Below are 16,096 nucleotides of genomic sequence, written 5' to 3' on the forward strand. Positions count from 1 at the left end.
CTGTAAGTTAAAATATTTACTTATTGGTTCTCACATGAATATCCTAAAGACTCCAGTCCTTTCTCCAAATAATAAGCAATAGTGGGTTTGGAGAATAAATGGGCTGTTAAATCTGGGGGTAAATTATTTCTTGCTTCCTTATGTGCACTACTCCAATCGCTTTCAACAAAATCACCTCTCCCTATATACATCAAAGAAAGGAGATCAACTTTCTCATCAATACCTAGGTCTTCTATTGTTTGTTTTACTTCAGTATAACTAAGGTCATCAGCATGGTCTGCCAAAATTTGTTGCATATCATACTCATATTCTGAGTTCGGCGCTTCTTCCGGAAAAGTAACACCCTCTTTTGCCTGAAACTCCTTTGCTTTAGCAATTATAAAACAAACAGTCTCAGGATTAATATTTAATATATTTGAATTTAACATGTTTATCTCCTTTCCCTCATTAACAAAGCAAGAAACAAACTTTTGCTTTGATCTAACTAGTTGCAGAGGATATAGGCTCTACTTTGGCTTCTGATTTAGGTTTTGTGTTAACGGGATCAAAAATCCAATATGCGATGAGCTTCACACGGTCAGTTACGAGTACCCAAACAAGCGCATACCCCCATACGAATCCTGCCCACTTCCAGCCGAGAGGCGGCATCAGGAAGCCATAAACCGCAATAAACGTCGCCAGGATTTGTGTCCCCAACACCGCCATCCATAATATACGTGCCGGGCGTATGGACCAGAATGGGCCACGCGTGCGAGTAATAAAGATGGTCATATGACCGGCCACTGACAGCATCAAATACATCATTGGTTGGAGGTGCTTGTGAGTGAGGTGAAACACTTGGTCGCCAAGGTAGAATAGGCCAAAAGCAGCTATGGGGCCAATGATGCCCAAAACTGAGGCGATCCCTAGCACCATGCGCATGTTCCATGCCTCCGGCGCATCCTTGTAATGAACGTTATCATAGGCAATGGATAGGATGGCCCCGTCATTGAGTAATGCCAGCATCACGATCATCACTGCCGTCAAGGGATAAAAATTGAAGATAAGGATGGCTGCTGTCATAAACAACAGGACACGCAAGGTCTCGGCGATACGGTAAATCGCATAGCTATTCATGCGCTGGAAAATTTTCCGGCTTTCTTTGATTGCATCAATAATCACTGATAGGCCAGGTGTTGTTAATACGATGGACGCTGCCGCACGTGCTGCATCCATGGCACTCGACACCGCGATGCCGCAATCCGCTTTTTTTAGTGCAGGGGCATCGTTCACTCCATCGCCTGTCATGCCAACCATATGTCCGCTTTTTTGCAAGGCATCTACGATGTGAAATTTCTGCTCGGGAAACACTTGGGCGAAACCATCTGCATTTTCGATGTACTTGGTCATCTTTGTCGTTTCTTTTCGATTTGCATCACCCAAAGTACTGGCATCAAGAATATTTGAGCCCATCCCCAGTTTCTCTGCAGTTTCCTTTGCGATTGCTAAAGCATCGCCAGTAACCATTTTGATCTTTACGCCCATTGCAAAAGCAGTCGCAATAGTTTTCTTGGCATCTTTGCGCGGCGGATCAAACAAAGGTAGCACACCAACAAACTGCCATTTACCCTCTCCCTCAGCGCGTGCCACACCCAACGAACGAAAGCCACGTGCTGCGAACTCATCGACCGCCTTGGTAGCATCAGCTTTTATCTGAGCGGCATTGGCTGCTAATTTCAAGATCACCTGCGGTGCGCCCTTGGTTACCTTAAACTCCTTTCCGTCTGGGCCCTTAATCGTGGCCTCTGTGCGTTTGTGTACTGGGTCAAATGGTATGAAATGAAGCATTTTATAACCCTTTAACGAATCTTTGCTTTTCAATCCAGCCATGACAGCCATATCAATGGTGTCGTTATCGTCCACTCGTGAAGCCAATGCACCATTGAGAATCACTTGTTCAGCGGTGAACTTTTTGGCACAGAATGGGTCGCCCAGCGTCAGTTTGTTTTGAGTCAGAGTGCCAGTCTTATCAGCGCACAACACATCAACACCCGCTAACTCCTCAATAGCCACCAACTTGCTTACAATCGCTTTTTTCTTGGCCAGCAAGCGCGCACCAACCGCCATGGTCACCGATAACACTGTTGGCATTGCCACAGGTATAGCAGCTACGGTCAACACCAAAGCGAACTGTAACGTGGTAAGGATAGGGTCGCCACGATAGATCGCGACACTAATAATCCCCGATACCATCACTAAAGCAAAAATGATGAGGTAATTACCAATTTTAAGTACCGCGCGTTGAAAATGGCTGACCGTGTGTGCCTCCTCAACCAGTTGTGCCGTCTTACCGAAGTAGGTTTTTTGACCCGTAGCATAGACCAGCGCACTGATTTCACCCTGACGAATGATAGATCCTGAAAATACGGCCTCGCCGGATTGGCGTGTGATAGGCAATGATTCTCCTGTTAGTGCCGACTGATCTACCTCAATTGAGTCGCCGTCTAGCAAACGCGCATCTGCGGGTACAATATCGCCCAGTCGCATCCGGATAATATCACCAGGTACCAATTCACAAGCAGGTGGGGTTATCCATTTCCCATCTCGTTTCACCAAAGATTTAATGGCTAATTTTGCTTTAAGAGCCGCGATGACATTACCAGCCTGATATTCTTCCCAAAATCCCACTACAGCATTGGAAATGAGGAGGATTAAAATGATGAAAAAGTCCGGCCAGTGCTGAACCACAGCAGACAAAATCACCGCTACTTCAATCATCCAGGGTATAGGTCCCCAAAAATAGGTAAGAAATTTTAAGAAAGGATTAATGTTTTTTTCTTCAAGCTCATTAGGACCATATTGAATCAATCGCTTTTTTGCCTCAGCTTGACTGAGTCCATTCTGTGTTGTATCCAATTTTTTCAATAATTCCGCCATGGGAATCGATTTGAGGTCGTTCTTGGTGTTTTGTTTCGATTTTTTAGCATGGTGCTTATTGGTACTTGTTTTCATCATTTTATCCTTTTGAAACAGTACTAATTAATAGTTTCAACTATTCCATCCATTGTATGTTTAGCAATCATGTATTCTTCATTGGTTGGGATGACACCTACTTTAATTTTGCTCGAGTCCTGGCTAATGACGGATGCATTAGTGCTATTTGCCTTCTCATCCAAGACAACACCTAACCAGTTTAATCGGTCACAGATTTTTTTTCTAACGAGTACCGATTTTTCACCAATACCTGCCGTAAAAATAATTGCATCGCATCCTTGTAAGATGCCACATAGTGCACTTAGTTCTCTCGCCGCGATAAAACAAAATAAATCAACCGCCTCTATTGCATGGGGTTCATCGCTTGATTGAAGTTTTCGCATATCGCTGCTAATGCCAGAGACGCCTAATAAACCAGATTCTTGATAAAGCAGGGTAGTTACTTGTTCCACTGATAATTTTTTTTCTTGCAATAAATACAATATTAATCCAGGATCAATCGAACCACTGCGAGCACCCATCATCAACCCATCCAAAGCGGTAAGTCCCATCGAGGTGGCAACACTTTTACGTTGATGCATGGCGCACATACTCGCACCACTACCTAAATGAGCCACAATCACCCGTTTATTGCCTATATCGCCAATATGTTGGGTGATGACTGAGGCAATGTATTCATAGGAAATACCATGGAATCCATAACGAATCAGACCTTCGTCTGTTAACTTTCTTGGGATAGCAAAAAGCGTTGCCAAATGCTCTTGGGTGCGATGAAAGGTGGTATCGAAACAAACCACTTGCGGCATGTCAGGGTAAATCGTTTTAATGCTCTTAATGGCCTCGAGACTCTGCGGCTCATGAAAAGGGCAAAAAGGAATTAAACTGGTTATTTTTTTCACGACCTCATCAGTCACTAATGTAGGATGAGAAAAATAGGTGCCTCCATGCACTACACGATGTCCTACTGCTTTTAATTTCATGGAGTCGGGTAAATGCTCAAACCAATTAAAAAACGCTCGTAACCCCGCTTCGGTTCCTTTAGATGAAATTTTTTTGTCTACTATTTGTGTATGGTTCGCGTCTAAAATGGTTAAAGATGGAGATTCTGAAATACTTTCAATTTCGCCATGATAGAGTAAATTTAATTTTTTTTGACAGGCAAAAATCGAAAATTTAATGCTTGAAGAACCTGTATTAATCACTAATAGGACTTCAGTCATGTAATTTCTCCTTATTACGAACATATATCAGCGCCATAGCACAAGATGCTTTACGAGAAATATCATCACTTCCACGACTGGTTAATATAATGGGGACACTCGCACCCATTACCATGCCAGCGGCTTCCATGCCCGACATATAAGTCATTTCTTTATAGAGCATATTGCCTGATTCAATATCGGGTACGATAATGATGTCAGCATAGCCCGCAACCTCTGATTTAATATTTTTCTCACGTGCAGATTCAATAGAAATGGCATTATCAAATGCCAGGGGGCCATCGACAATAGCGCCAGTTATTTCACCTCGGTCTGCCATTTTACTTAGTGCTGCGGCATCAAGCGTGGATTGCATTTTTTCATTGACTGTTTCGACAGCGCAAACAATGGCGACTTTTGGCGTGCCAAAGCCTAAGGTATGAAACAAATCAATCGCATTTTGGGTGATGTCCTTTTTTTCTTCTAAACTAGGCCGAATGTTGAGTGCGGCATCAGAGAGAAATAAAGGTTTGAAATATTTTGGGGCTTCGACATAAAAGACATGGCTCATTCTCCGTCCAGTGAGTAAGCCCGTTTCTTTATTTACCACTGGCCCCATCAATTCGTCAGTGTGGATTTTCCCTTTCATCAACGCCTCTGCTTTGCCTTCTTTTACAAGTTTTACTGCAACTTCAGCTGATTCATTGCTATGGCGAGTTGCAATCAGCTCATACGCTGAAATATCCAGTTTGGCCTCAAGGGCTGCCGCAAGAATTTTATCCTTTGGACCAACAAGAATGGGGATAATGAGATGTTCATTTGCTGCATCAACGGCACCTTGTAGGGCAAGTGGATCGACAGGATGAACTATAGCTGTTTTAAGAGGTGTCATATCTTTTGTTAATTTGATTAACTTTTTATACCATGTACCTTTAGGCTCCTTTAAAACGGCTTTGGGTAATTCAATTCGTTCTCTTTTCACTTTAAGGGTTGGTGCCATCACTGTGGCAACACCACTGATTACCACTTTATCATGTTGATTCACGCACTTGCATTCTAAAACAACAATATGGTGTTCAGGTTTTTTATCGGTCACTGTTACGCTAATCGTGATTGTATCACCGGGGACAACAGGGGCGGAAAATCGAAGTGTTTGATCTAAATAGATGGTTCCAGGGCCTGGGAGCTCTGTACCAAGTACTGTTGATATCAGTGCAGCACCCCACATACCCTGTACAATGATTTGATGAAACATATCATTTTTTGCATATTCAGCATCCACATGAGCTGGATTTACATCACCAGACATGATGGAAAAGAGTTCAATATCTTTTGGAGTTAATGTGCGCTCTATGTGTGCTGAGTCACCAATTTTAAGCTCATCAAATGTTCGATTTTCAATAAAAGACATCTTAATGCTCCTTGATAATCATCAACTCATAATGGAGTAACCTGCATCAACATAATGTACTTGTCCGGTCATATCCATAGCCGCATCGCTGGCAAGGAATGCTGCTAAATTACCGACATTTTTAATATCAACCAAACGATGCAACGGGGAGCGCTGCTTTTCTGCATCGATGTACTCATAAAAATTAGGAATTCCAGATGCAGCCCGTGTTTGGATGGGGCCTGGTGAAATGGCGTTGACTCTAATGTTTTTGGGTCCTAATTCATATGCCAGGTATCTAACCGATGCCTCTAATGCCGCCTTGACCACACCCATTAAATTATAATTAAGTATGACTTTTTGGCTGCCATAATAGGTCATAGTCAAGATACTACCGCCATTTTTCATCAAGGGTGCGGCGTATTTTGACAGTCGAATTAAAGAATGACAGGAGATATCCATCGCTTCGAGGAACCCCTCCTTAGTACAATCAACCAGTTGGTCTTCCAAGTCAGTTTTAGGGGCAAAGGCCATCGAATGCAACATGAAGTCAAGCTTCCCCCATTTTTTTTCAATAGCAGCAAATAAAGCAATAATCTCTTCTTCTTTTTGCACATCACAAGGAAGAATAAGTGGAGACTTTAATTCTAGTGCTAAAGGGTGCATGAAGGGTTCTGCTTTGGCATTAAGAAAGGTTGTTGCCAATTCTGCATTCGCTTCACAAAATTGTTCCGCACATCCGTAGGCAATGCTGTGTTCATTGGCGATGCCGGTTACTAAACCTTTTTTGTTTGTCAGGTCAATTATCATGTAAAATCTCCCTTTTATTTACAGATTAAGGCATCATTTCCACTACGACGGCAGTTGCTTCTCCACCGCCGATACACAATGCTGCAATACCACGATGTAATTTTTTTTGGTGCAATGCATTTAATAGTGTGACGATGATTCTCGCTCCTGTATCACCCAGTGGATGGCCCAGTACACAAGCACCACCAAAAAAATTCACCTGTTTTTCTGAGAGTTTTAACTCTTTAATGGCAGCCATAGGTACAACGGCAAACGCTTCGTTAATTTCATATAAATCAATATCCTTTGTGGTTAATCCTGTATTTTCAAGCACCCCGTTAATGGCACCGATGGGAGCAGTAGTAAACCAGGCGGGATCATGGGCAAAGATACAATGCCCTAAAATTTTGGCAATTGGTTTGATTCCTCTTTTTTCGGCTTCTGATTGGCGCATGATTATCAGTGCAGAAGCTCCGTCTGAAATCTGACTGGAAGTCCCCGCGGTCACTGTTCCATCTTTTACAAATGCCGGATGAAGCTTTGGAATTTTTTCAGGATCGACACAGGATATTCCTTCATCTTGAGAGACAGTCACTACGTTGTGATGTTTATCAGTCACTGAAACGGGACAGATTTCAGCTGCAAAGTATCCCTTATCGGTCGCATGTTTAGCTCGGTGGAAGGATTCAATGGCATAATCATCCTGTTCTTTTCGCGAAAATTTATATTTAGTGGCACACTGTTCTGCGAAAAAGCCCATGGCTTTTTTCGAATAAGGATCTTCCAAACCATCGAACATCATATGATCAAGGATTTCGCCATGCCCCAGTCGATAGCCAAATCGCGCTTTTGGAAGCAAGTAAGGAGCTCGTGACATATTCTCCATCCCACCTGCAATAATAATATTGCGGCTATGGGCTTGTAGCTCATCATAAGCAAAAATGACTGTTTGCATGCCCGAGCCACACACTTTATTTACAGTCACACAAGGAACTGAAGTCGGAACCCCAGCTAATATTGACGCTTGGCGAGCAGGAGCCTGACCAAGACCTGCGGGTAATACACATCCCATCAATACTTCCTGGATGTCAGCTGGTTTGAGTTTAGCTCGCTCAATGACAGCCTTAATGGCTGTGGCACCAAGCTCTATAGTGGAACAATTTTTGAAATATCCACCGAAATGACCAATTGGAGTCCGTACAGCGCTGACAATAACAATAGGATCGTTTTTATGGTCCATGATATCTCCCTTTTCATGTATTGATGATTCTTCTTCATCAATACATATGAATTCCACCATTGACCGCCAAGTTAGAGCCAGTCATAAATCCGCTACGCTCTGATGCTAAAAAAGCAATTGACCACGCAATTTCTTCGGGTTTTGCCAAACGGCCTACAGGTATATTTTCTATGATTTTTAAACGAACAGGTTCTGGAACCGACATGACCATTCTACTTTCAACATAACCTGGAGAAATAGTATTGACAGTAACTCCGTGTTTCGCAACCTCCTGGGCCAGACTTTTGGTAAATCCATAAACACCTGATTTTGCTGATGAATAATTGGTTTGACCAAATTGACCTTTTTCTGCGTTAACCGATGAGATATTAACAATACGTCCATAGCCGCGTTCAACCATTCCATTAATAAATTGTCGTGTCACATTAAACATACTGTCCATATCGGTATGGACTACTTGATTCCATTGTTCTGGTGTCATTTTCCGCAAGGTAACGTCATTAATCGTACCTGCAGCGTTGACTAAAATATCAATAGGGCCAAAACGTTGTTCAACATCTTTTGCCAAAGCAACACAGCTTTCAAACTGAGTAACGTCCATGGAGGCAATCCCCATCTCAAACCCGAGTTTCTTTTGCTGGGCTTGCCATGCCAATGCTTTGTCTTTATCTAAACGATCGGCAGCAATAACCTTAGCTCCTCGGTTACAAAATTCGTGGCAAATGGCCGTTCCGATATCTCCCATTCCTCCAGTAATTAAAGCAATACGATTTTTCATAAAAACTCCTTTTTTTAAGCTTCAATCTATTTTTGCAATACATAGGTACCTGGTGCATCACATAAAACTTTATAGCCTCGTTTCGCATTTCCCATAGCTGGTGGCAACACTTTTTTACCAGAATAACTGGCGAGCCATTGTTGCCAAGCAGGCCACCAGGATCCTTCGTTTTGTGAGGCCTTTTGTTGCCAAAGTTCTGGAAAAATATCTTTATCGCCTTTTTTATGGGTCATGAGTTGATAACTACGTCCAGGGTGACCTGGTTCATTGACCACACCTGAATTATGACCACCATTGGTTAATACAAAGGTGATGTCTGTATCAGTAAAATAATGAATTTTATAAACAGATTTCCAAGGGGCGACGTGATCTCTTAAGGCGCTTTCTGCAAAAATAGGAAGCTCAATATCCTGCAAGGTAAGAATTTTCCCATTCACACAGTAATGGCCTTCTATAAGATCATTATTTAAAAATAATTTTCTAAGGTATTCTGAATGCATCGCATAGGGCAGCCGGGTTGTATCATAATCCCATGCCATAAGATCGTTGATTGGTCTTCTTTTTCCCAATTGATAATCAAGCATAATTTTAGACCAGATAAGATCAATGGATTGCAGCATACTAAATGTTCCTGCCATTTGTTGCCCATCTAAATAGCCTTTTGTCCACATGATGTCTTCAAGATAGGCTATTTGACTCTCATCGATAAAGAGCATGAGTTCGCCCGCATCCTTAAAATCGACCTGCGATGCAAACAGGGTGATGGACTTTAATGGATTATCCTTTTCTTTTGCTATGCTTGCCGCCGCGAGCATTAATAAAGTGCCACCAAGACAATATCCGACTGAATGAATTTTTTGTTTCGGCACAATACTCGTTATCGCGTTCATTGCATCCATTGCGCCGAGACTGATGTAATCTTCCATAGTCAAATTTCTATCTTTTTCATCAGGATTTCGCCATGAAATCATGAATACGGTGTGTCCTTGATCTACTAAATATTTGACCATTGAATTATTGGGGGAAAGATCAAGAATGTAATATTTCATAATCCAGGCAGGTATCATGAGAATAGGTTCCAGGTATACTTTTGGAGTAGTAGGCTCATATTGTATGAGTTCGATTAAATGATTTCGATAGACCACTTTTCCCGGGGTAATCGCAATATTTTTCCCGACCTTAAATTGTTCTGAACCAACGGGTGGTTGTTTATTGAGTTTACGCGAAACATCTTCAATCCAATTATTTAATCCATTAACAAAATTAGCCCCCCCCTCGTTAATAGTCGCTTCAATCACTTCAGGATTTGTGAAAGGAAAATTAGATGGAGCAAACATGTCGAGTATTTGTCGGGTGGTAAAATTTACCAGATTTTCATGATGCTCCGACACCCCTCTGATAGCGGTTGTCGCTTCATTCCAAATGTGCTCATTCATTAAAAATGATTGTGCGTACATATTGAACGGGAATTGTTCCCATAATGTATTTTGAAATCGATGATCCGATTGTCTCACCCCAATGCAAGGTTCACATTTTTGACCGCTGCAAGAATGCATAAGATAATCTATAAATTGTATGTTTTTTTGTGTGGCTTCGTTGATTATATCTAATTTTTTACCAGGAGAATTATTAAAATGGGTTAACCAATCAAAATAAGCCGAAATGACAGCAGGTGGTGATAACCAACCAGTAAAATGACTTAACCACGCATGTAATGGTTTATCTATATTTATTTTAAGAGAGTCTTTTGATTCATTATCAGATACATTTGATTTATCAATTAATGATAATGAGTTTTTATTGTGCTTCCGGACTCTTCCCTGTTTTTTCATAATCCTCTCCATTTATGAAAGCCGACAAATATGTGAATTTCGATGTGTTATCCAATGTTGTTCGAGTTTTCTTGATAACAAGCTTTATGGGAAGATTATTTAACAAATTCAGTTCTTTTTTAGCGATGCCGCCTGCTAGGATGAAAAGTGAGCAAATCTCTTTATCTTCAGTTAAGATCTTAAAGTCATTATCAATAGTGAACTTGAGTATTAATCTCTAATTATAGTAGATGAAATATAAAACAAAAATCAAAACGCCATTTTAGCAAATGCGTTTTAAATTTTGATCAAAATCGCTATACCATTATTTGTTGTGTTTATACGATGTTCTACAAGACATGTACCACAATAGGATATAAGGATGAATACACTGGATTTTGTTGAAATTGCAGTTGGTACTGAATATTTTGATGGGCAGGACTATTTAGCATTTTTCAAGGAATACCACGCTTACTCAGGCAGATCCTGAATTTACCGTAAGGAGATTAACGTAATGAACATCCCTCAGGAAACAGTTGTCTCTGAAACAGGAGATGGTCAATTTACACAGAAAATTATTATAGGAAATCATATTTTAACAGCTGATGAGCCTATTATAAATGGTGGAAAAGATACTGGTCCCTCACCCTATGATTTTTTACTTGCTGCATTAGGTTCATGTACTTCGATGACGTTACGTATGTATGCAAAACTTAAGAAATTTCCTCTGGAACAAGTTATTGTGAGATTAAAACATGAAAAAATTCATGTTGACGATTGTATTGGATGTGAAAACAATAATTCAAAACTCGATCATATTGAGCGTTTAATTGAGTTGGAAGGAACACTGACTCAAGAACAACGTACTAAACTATTAGAAATAGCCGATAAATGTCCAGTGCATCGAACATTAACGTCCAAAATCATTATTACAACAAAGCTGGTTGAAAACCAATCTAAATAATCTTAAGGAGCATCGCGATGAAAGCACTTATATACCAAGGGCCTGGGAAAAAAGCTTTAGAGGATAGGCCTGCTCCAGAAATAATACATTCAACAGACGCGGTTATTAAGATCACAAAGACTACAATTTGCGGCTCTGATCTTCATATACTTAAAGGAGATGTATCAACATGCCAGCCTGGCCGAATTCTTGGTCATGAAGGCATAGGGGTGGTCCAGAAAATTGGTTCGGGAGTAACTGGATTTAAGGAAGGAGAGCATGTTCTTATTTCTTGTATCACATCCTGTAGCAAGTGTGAGTATTGTCGTAAAGGAATGTTCTCACATTGTGTAAACGGTGGTTGGACCCTTGGAAATACAATTGACGGTACTCAAGCTGAGTATGTTCGAATACCCTTTGCAGATACCAGTCTTTATAAAATTCCTGAAGGGGTAGATAAAGAAGCCCTAGTAATGCTGAGTGATATTTTACCTACAGGTTTTGAATGTGGCGTACTCAACGGCAAAATACAACCAGGTAATACTGTTGCGATTGTTGGTGCGGGGCCCATTGGCTTGGCAGCACTTCTTACTGCGCAGTTTTATTCACCCGCTGAAATTATAATGATTGATTTGGATGATAACCGTCTGGAAATAGCAAAGCGATTTGGAGCGACAGCGACAATCAATAGCCACGATGGCAAAGCCGCTGAAAAAGTAATGAAAATGACGGATGGGCGTGGAGTGGACACTGCTATTGAGGCGGTCGGAATTGGCAAGACATTTCTTATCTGCCAGGACATTGTGGCACCAGGTGGTACTATTGCAAATATTGGTGTCTATGGTGCGAAAGTAGATTTACATTTAGAGCGATTATGGTCACAGAACATCGCCATTACTACCCGACTTGTAGACACAGTTACTACACCCATGTTGCTCAAAACTGTATGTGCAAAAAAAATTGATCCTACTTTATTGATTAGTCATCATTTTAAATTTGAAGATATTACGGATGCTTATGAAACGTTCGAAACTGCAGCTAATACCCATGCACTAAAGGTAATAATTGAAGTAGCATGATCTCCAAAGCAACCCAATTCACTAGAATAGCTAACGTCAGGCTATTTATTTAAGATCCGAGAAGTGTGATTAGAGGATATCTGAGGGCTTTATTGTCTTTTATAGAGAGACAATGGAGTCCCGTTTATTCAAATAATTGACTATACTTAATGATACACACTAAGGAGATCATAATGAAACTCTATGAGCATCCAGAGGTGGTAGATATTAATAATACTTGTGACATTTCTCCACCGCCACAATATACCTCCGATGTATGTGAACTAGTTAAGGCTAATAAAGTGATTTTATTGAAGACTGTGACTACACGCATTAAAAATGACAGAGAGTTAGATCAGGCATTGAAGGACACTTTTCCAGCAAGCGATGCTATTACTAAGTATTAATAGAGTGATAATTATCAATAGTTCTTCATAAGGGCACGTCTGGCCCTAATTTGCACAATCAGTTCAATTTTATTTGGGGAAATTAGCATGAGTCATTATGATAAAAAGTTTGAAGATGAATCACAAGATGCACGTCGTAACGATCGACATGATGAAGTTCACCCTGATGATAAACTGGTGAGGCACATTGTTAAACCTACTGATAAAGTTAAATCTACTAATAAAGATAAACCAGAAGACCATAAGAAATAAACTTGATACGGAACGCTATATTCGACGTTGGGGAATTCTGGTTAGGACTTACTTGATTCTGCTTACGGTAAAACTTAGTACCATGTTTATGCTCTAATATATAACAGGTGGAGAAGGCCGTCCCATTATCACTTCGCAAAGTTGACGCCCTACATTGTCGCTTCTTCCTCTGTTCAGTAAGTTTCGAAATGGCGATCGGCGGCTACTCGACCATCCCAAGTAGGAGAAAGATCAGGAATCCCACGAAGAACATTGTAGTAGTTACGGACGTGTTTGCTGACTTGTGCGCCTCTATCAGTAGTTCTTCTGTTACCAAAAAGAGGAGCGCCGCACAGCCGAAAGCAAGCAGTCCCGCCAGGGTATGCACAGAAGCATCGGCCAGGAGGGTCCGACCGAGAATGGCGCCGACGATCATCAGGCAAGCAATTCCAGTCGGCGCAAGCACGCGCACCAGCAGCTTTGAAGTCCCGAACTCCAACGCCATTGTGAGGCCGAGAGAGAAGAACTCGAGCGTGAGCGCAATGGTGAGAAGCAGACCCTGTTTCAGCCCGGTTGTCATCGCAATGCCAATGAGGATCCCGTCGAGAAGAACATCCACGCCGATAGGGACGAGCTGCCCGGGTGATGGTCCGCTTGGAGCGCCTTGTTTGCCTCCATGATTGAATCGCTTCACCGCCGCGTCAATGATGAGCATGAACACTACCCCTGCCGCAAACGTCCAGCCGACCTCGAATGGATCATGTCCCCTCCGCACCTCGGGCAACAGTTCCACCGCAATGACTGAGAAGATGACACCCGCGGCGAAGTGTTGGATGCTGCTTCGAACGACAAGACCAGGTGCGCGCAGAGCGGCAACTACCGCGCCAAGGAACGCGGCGACAACAGGAATTGTCGAGACTAGGACGACGTAAAGTAAGCTTGGGGCTAGTACCCTCATAAGTAAATGTTACCGAACAGAGACGTAATTAACATAATTGTCCTATTTTATTTTCCTGTACAGCAACAAGAAGGGAAATACTATTAAAGCTGGAATAACCCCCGCTAGAAACCAAAGCATCGGACTGTATTGATATATATTTAAGGCAGGAACTATTTTATCAACTAAACGATATAGACTAAAAAATAAAGGTCTTTGAATTCCAATTACCTTTATTGTTGGCTCAAGAATCTTTGCTGCACGTCGCCCAGATTCAGTAGCACTTTCCATCTCAAACATATCAGTGTCTGTTTTAGTATAAGCGGTTGCAAAATACATATTTTTTAAATGAGTCTTATTTTCAGGACGCAAATAAAATGTACCTTGATTCGTACTGAATTTAGGCTCATAAGTATCTAGTTTTTTTCCATTATAAACATATGTATCCCAGACGTTGTAATCAATTATTTGCACAGCATCTAAATGCAAATACTGATTAAACTCTGATTGTAGTATTTGATACCAAACTTCCTGTTTAATTTCTTCATGCGAACATTCTACAAAAGGCTTTTTAATTAAAAGTCCCGGATGAACTGAGTCACATAAGCCAATTGACCATAAATCAGCAATTCCATTGTAACTTTTCTGCCAAATCGATCCTTGCGGCTCAATGACTAATTGCCATGGACTATCAGGTATATACATCGCTGTATTTTGATAAGGAAGATTAATTTTTTTATCAAAATATAATTGGATACTCATCATAAGTTGGTAGGAGCGCTTAGCTAACTCACTTATTCCAGGAATTTTTAATGATTCGAGCCGCGCTACACTTTCCACTGGTAGCGAACAGAAATATTCATCACCAGATACTTTAGTATTATCAGCCAAAAGAATATGTTTTATCTCATCCTCCTCAACATGAATTGCTGTTATTTCAGAGTTTAGATGAAAAATTACGCCTTTACTCTCCAGGTAGATTTTCCAATGTTCAAACCACACCTCATTCGTTGGTCCATTCATCACACTAATGGGGCGATTTAAGATTTTAAAAGATTCCAGAGTTTTAGCAACAGAGGGTACATTAACTTTTTCAGCATCAGCTCCTAGATATGGTCCCATAATATCGATGATGTATTTTTTCATGTCATGACAAAGCGAATTATCCGGATTAATGTAATTAGCCCAGGGCAATTTATCCAGAGCATTTAATCGCTTGGTCGAAATCAAAAAACAGTAGATTATTTTATTTAAAACCTGAATTTTTTGTTTTAATGGAACTTTTTTAAAAACCCGTCGCAAATCGAATAAGGTGCCGGGCCTATTGTTCATATGTACTACCGTTTGTTGATCGGCTATCAAATAATTGGAAATATCAATTAGATTATCATGTACTGTTTTGCTTGCATCATGCTTTAAGGGGATTTGCTTCAGGATATGCCGTAAATTATTATAATTGGGCCCATAAATACGCCAGCAATATTCTGTTGGCAACATGGTGTCACATCTGTTTTTCAGACCACTTCTGGCCATGCCACCAATTATGTTATGTCGATCATAAAGATGAATTTCATAAGTTGAATCTATGGAGCTAACAAGCTCGTGAGCAACCGTCAATCCACCGATGCCACAGCCCATTATAATAATTTTTGGCATAATTTAATAACCTGTCAAAAACTGCTAATCAATCAGTAAAGCAAAGTTTTGGTTAATTGTACAATCCCAATCATAATACTTCTTATCAATAGCAATACGCACAGATATGGCCAAAAATTAGACAGATCGGGTTATCTGAACTATAGTTAACATGTAGGTACCGTGGAAGCATTTATGCAGAAATGGTCCAACAACATAAGGCCACTCTTGAGTGGTTTTATGCTATTTACTACCGCTGGTTCACAATCCAGAAATTTAGTTCTCTTCAAAGAGTGTAATCGGTCATTCTTTACATGCTCTGTATCGAAACTTTGTCATACATTAATTAATATTTCATATTAGGCTGCTCAACGAATTTTGCGGTATATTATAGATTATCAATTCATTCAAAAAAGTATCATCAAAATGTTCTATACTTTATATGTGGTTTAACTCGCCAAGGAAGATATCATGCTAGGAACAATCATATTAGTTTTATTAATCCTTTTTCTCGTTGGTGGTTTACCTCATTGGGGTTATAGTAGAGGATGGGGTTATGGACCAAGCGGTATTATCGGACTTATATTGGTAATCTATCTAGTACTTGTTTTAATTGGCAGAGTACCTATAGGGTTTTAGATACAATGCTATCAATCAATAAATTATTACAAGTTAATGTTAACTATAAGCAGTGAATAGTTTGGC

15 protein-coding genes are annotated in these 16,096 nt (G+C 40.6%); 5 read left to right on the top strand and 10 right to left on the bottom strand.

Translation table 11 applies throughout. The features are described from left to right. Positions 1–20: 20 nt before the first annotated feature. The 8 genes from HBNCFIEN_RS02780 to HBNCFIEN_RS02815 are packed head-to-tail and all read right to left on the bottom strand — an operon-like array spanning position 21 to position 10,201. Complete coding sequence (locus HBNCFIEN_RS02780) at positions 21–428, bottom strand: DUF3775 domain-containing protein (protein ID WP_051720924.1); 408 nt, start codon at positions 426–428, stop codon at positions 21–23. A gap of 52 nt (positions 429–480) precedes the next feature. After that, a complete protein-coding gene (locus tag HBNCFIEN_RS02785; protein WP_182392623.1) occupies positions 481–2,994 on the bottom strand; it encodes a plasma-membrane proton-efflux P-type ATPase in 2,514 nt (837 codons plus the stop codon). Positions 2,995–3,014: 20 nt separating this feature from the next. Next, on the bottom strand, positions 3,015–4,193 hold the full coding sequence (locus HBNCFIEN_RS02790) for an acetate/propionate family kinase (RefSeq protein WP_042754955.1): 1,179 nt from the start codon (positions 4,191–4,193) through the stop codon (positions 3,015–3,017). Further along, on the bottom strand, positions 4,186–5,583 hold the full coding sequence (locus HBNCFIEN_RS02795; RefSeq protein WP_042754954.1) for a bifunctional enoyl-CoA hydratase/phosphate acetyltransferase: 1,398 nt from the start codon (positions 5,581–5,583) through the stop codon (positions 4,186–4,188). The genes HBNCFIEN_RS02790 and HBNCFIEN_RS02795 overlap by 8 nt, the downstream gene beginning before the upstream one ends. 21 nt (positions 5,584–5,604) lie before the next feature. Continuing rightward, positions 5,605–6,372, bottom strand: a complete 768-nt coding sequence (fabI, locus tag HBNCFIEN_RS02800) for an enoyl-ACP reductase FabI (RefSeq protein WP_161503163.1) — start codon at positions 6,370–6,372, stop codon at positions 5,605–5,607. A 25-nt stretch (positions 6,373–6,397) separates the two neighbouring features. Continuing rightward, entirely contained in the window at positions 6,398–7,591 is a 1,194-nt protein-coding gene (locus HBNCFIEN_RS02805; RefSeq protein WP_042754982.1) for a thiolase family protein, read from the bottom strand. A 37-nt stretch (positions 7,592–7,628) separates the two neighbouring features. After that, positions 7,629–8,369 carry an acetoacetyl-CoA reductase gene (gene phbB, locus HBNCFIEN_RS02810; RefSeq protein WP_042754953.1) on the bottom strand — a complete coding sequence of 247 codons (741 nt, stop codon included), beginning with the start codon at positions 8,367–8,369 and terminating at the stop codon, positions 7,629–7,631. Positions 8,370–8,395: 26 nt separating this feature from the next. Beyond that, the gene (locus HBNCFIEN_RS02815; protein WP_161503164.1) at positions 8,396–10,201 is read right to left on the bottom strand and encodes an alpha/beta hydrolase; all 1,806 of its coding nucleotides are present in this window, start codon (positions 10,199–10,201) and stop codon (positions 8,396–8,398) included. Between the two features lie 493 nt (positions 10,202–10,694). Here HBNCFIEN_RS02815 and HBNCFIEN_RS02820 point away from each other — a divergent pair, with 493 nt between their 5' ends. The 4 genes from HBNCFIEN_RS02820 to HBNCFIEN_RS02835 all read left to right on the top strand — a co-directional run bounded on the left by HBNCFIEN_RS02820 (position 10,695) and on the right by HBNCFIEN_RS02835 (position 12,840). Beyond that, a complete protein-coding gene (locus tag HBNCFIEN_RS02820) occupies positions 10,695–11,144 on the top strand; it encodes an OsmC family protein (protein WP_042754951.1) in 450 nt (149 codons plus the stop codon). Positions 11,145–11,161: 17 nt separating this feature from the next. Next, complete coding sequence (locus tag HBNCFIEN_RS02825; RefSeq protein ID WP_042754950.1) at positions 11,162–12,202, top strand: zinc-dependent alcohol dehydrogenase family protein; 1,041 nt, start codon at positions 11,162–11,164, stop codon at positions 12,200–12,202. A 173-nt stretch (positions 12,203–12,375) separates the two neighbouring features. Further along, a complete protein-coding gene (locus HBNCFIEN_RS02830) occupies positions 12,376–12,588 on the top strand; it encodes a hypothetical protein (protein ID WP_042754949.1) in 213 nt (70 codons plus the stop codon). Between the two features lie 87 nt (positions 12,589–12,675). Further along, positions 12,676–12,840, top strand: a complete 165-nt coding sequence (locus HBNCFIEN_RS02835; RefSeq protein WP_182392624.1) for a hypothetical protein — start codon at positions 12,676–12,678, stop codon at positions 12,838–12,840. 202 nt (positions 12,841–13,042) lie between these two features. Here HBNCFIEN_RS02835 and HBNCFIEN_RS02840 read toward each other — a convergent pair whose 3' ends face one another. Together HBNCFIEN_RS02840 and HBNCFIEN_RS02845 are read right to left on the bottom strand one after the other, a co-directional pair. Beyond that, positions 13,043–13,534: a hypothetical protein gene (locus HBNCFIEN_RS02840; protein ID WP_202621206.1), complete on the bottom strand. Its 492-nt coding sequence runs from the start codon at positions 13,532–13,534 to the stop codon at positions 13,043–13,045. A gap of 285 nt (positions 13,535–13,819) precedes the next feature. Continuing rightward, the gene (locus HBNCFIEN_RS02845; protein WP_042754947.1) at positions 13,820–15,412 is read right to left on the bottom strand and encodes an FAD-dependent oxidoreductase; all 1,593 of its coding nucleotides are present in this window, start codon (positions 15,410–15,412) and stop codon (positions 13,820–13,822) included. Between the two features lie 450 nt (positions 15,413–15,862). Between HBNCFIEN_RS02845 and HBNCFIEN_RS02850 the strand changes: the two genes are divergently transcribed. Continuing rightward, positions 15,863–16,030, top strand: a complete 168-nt coding sequence (locus HBNCFIEN_RS02850) for a DUF3309 family protein (RefSeq protein WP_161503165.1) — start codon at positions 15,863–15,865, stop codon at positions 16,028–16,030. Positions 16,031–16,096: the final 66 nt, after the last annotated feature.

Origin of the sequence: Legionella sp. PC997 (assembly GCF_014109825.1) — a bacterium.
GTDB lineage: Bacteria > Pseudomonadota > Gammaproteobacteria > Legionellales > Legionellaceae > Legionella.

Bases quoted from the DNA above. Each gene is read 5' to 3' on its own strand.
- HBNCFIEN_RS02780 (WP_051720924.1), bottom strand. From the start codon at position 428: ATGTTAAATTCAAATATATTAAATATTAATCCTGAGACTGTTTGTTTT.
- HBNCFIEN_RS02785 (WP_182392623.1), bottom strand. From the start codon at position 2,994: ATGATGAAAACAAGTACCAATAAGCACCATGCTAAAAAATCGAAACAA.
- HBNCFIEN_RS02790 (WP_042754955.1), bottom strand. From the start codon at position 4,193: ATGACTGAAGTCCTATTAGTGATTAATACAGGTTCTTCAAGCATTAAA.
- HBNCFIEN_RS02795 (WP_042754954.1), bottom strand. From the start codon at position 5,583: ATGTCTTTTATTGAAAATCGAACATTTGATGAGCTTAAAATTGGTGAC.
- fabI (WP_161503163.1), bottom strand. From the start codon at position 6,372: ATGATAATTGACCTGACAAACAAAAAAGGTTTAGTAACCGGCATCGCC.
- HBNCFIEN_RS02805 (WP_042754982.1), bottom strand. From the start codon at position 7,591: ATGGACCATAAAAACGATCCTATTGTTATTGTCAGCGCTGTACGGACT.
- phbB (WP_042754953.1), bottom strand. From the start codon at position 8,369: ATGAAAAATCGTATTGCTTTAATTACTGGAGGAATGGGAGATATCGGA.
- HBNCFIEN_RS02815 (WP_161503164.1), bottom strand. From the start codon at position 10,201: ATGAAAAAACAGGGAAGAGTCCGGAAGCACAATAAAAACTCATTATCA.
- HBNCFIEN_RS02820 (WP_042754951.1), top strand. From the start codon at position 10,695: ATGAACATCCCTCAGGAAACAGTTGTCTCTGAAACAGGAGATGGTCAA.
- HBNCFIEN_RS02825 (WP_042754950.1), top strand. From the start codon at position 11,162: ATGAAAGCACTTATATACCAAGGGCCTGGGAAAAAAGCTTTAGAGGAT.
- HBNCFIEN_RS02830 (WP_042754949.1), top strand. From the start codon at position 12,376: ATGAAACTCTATGAGCATCCAGAGGTGGTAGATATTAATAATACTTGT.
- HBNCFIEN_RS02835 (WP_182392624.1), top strand. From the start codon at position 12,676: ATGAGTCATTATGATAAAAAGTTTGAAGATGAATCACAAGATGCACGT.
- HBNCFIEN_RS02840 (WP_202621206.1), bottom strand. From the start codon at position 13,534: ATGCTCATCATTGACGCGGCGGTGAAGCGATTCAATCATGGAGGCAAA.
- HBNCFIEN_RS02845 (WP_042754947.1), bottom strand. From the start codon at position 15,412: ATGCCAAAAATTATTATAATGGGCTGTGGCATCGGTGGATTGACGGTT.
- HBNCFIEN_RS02850 (WP_161503165.1), top strand. From the start codon at position 15,863: ATGCTAGGAACAATCATATTAGTTTTATTAATCCTTTTTCTCGTTGGT.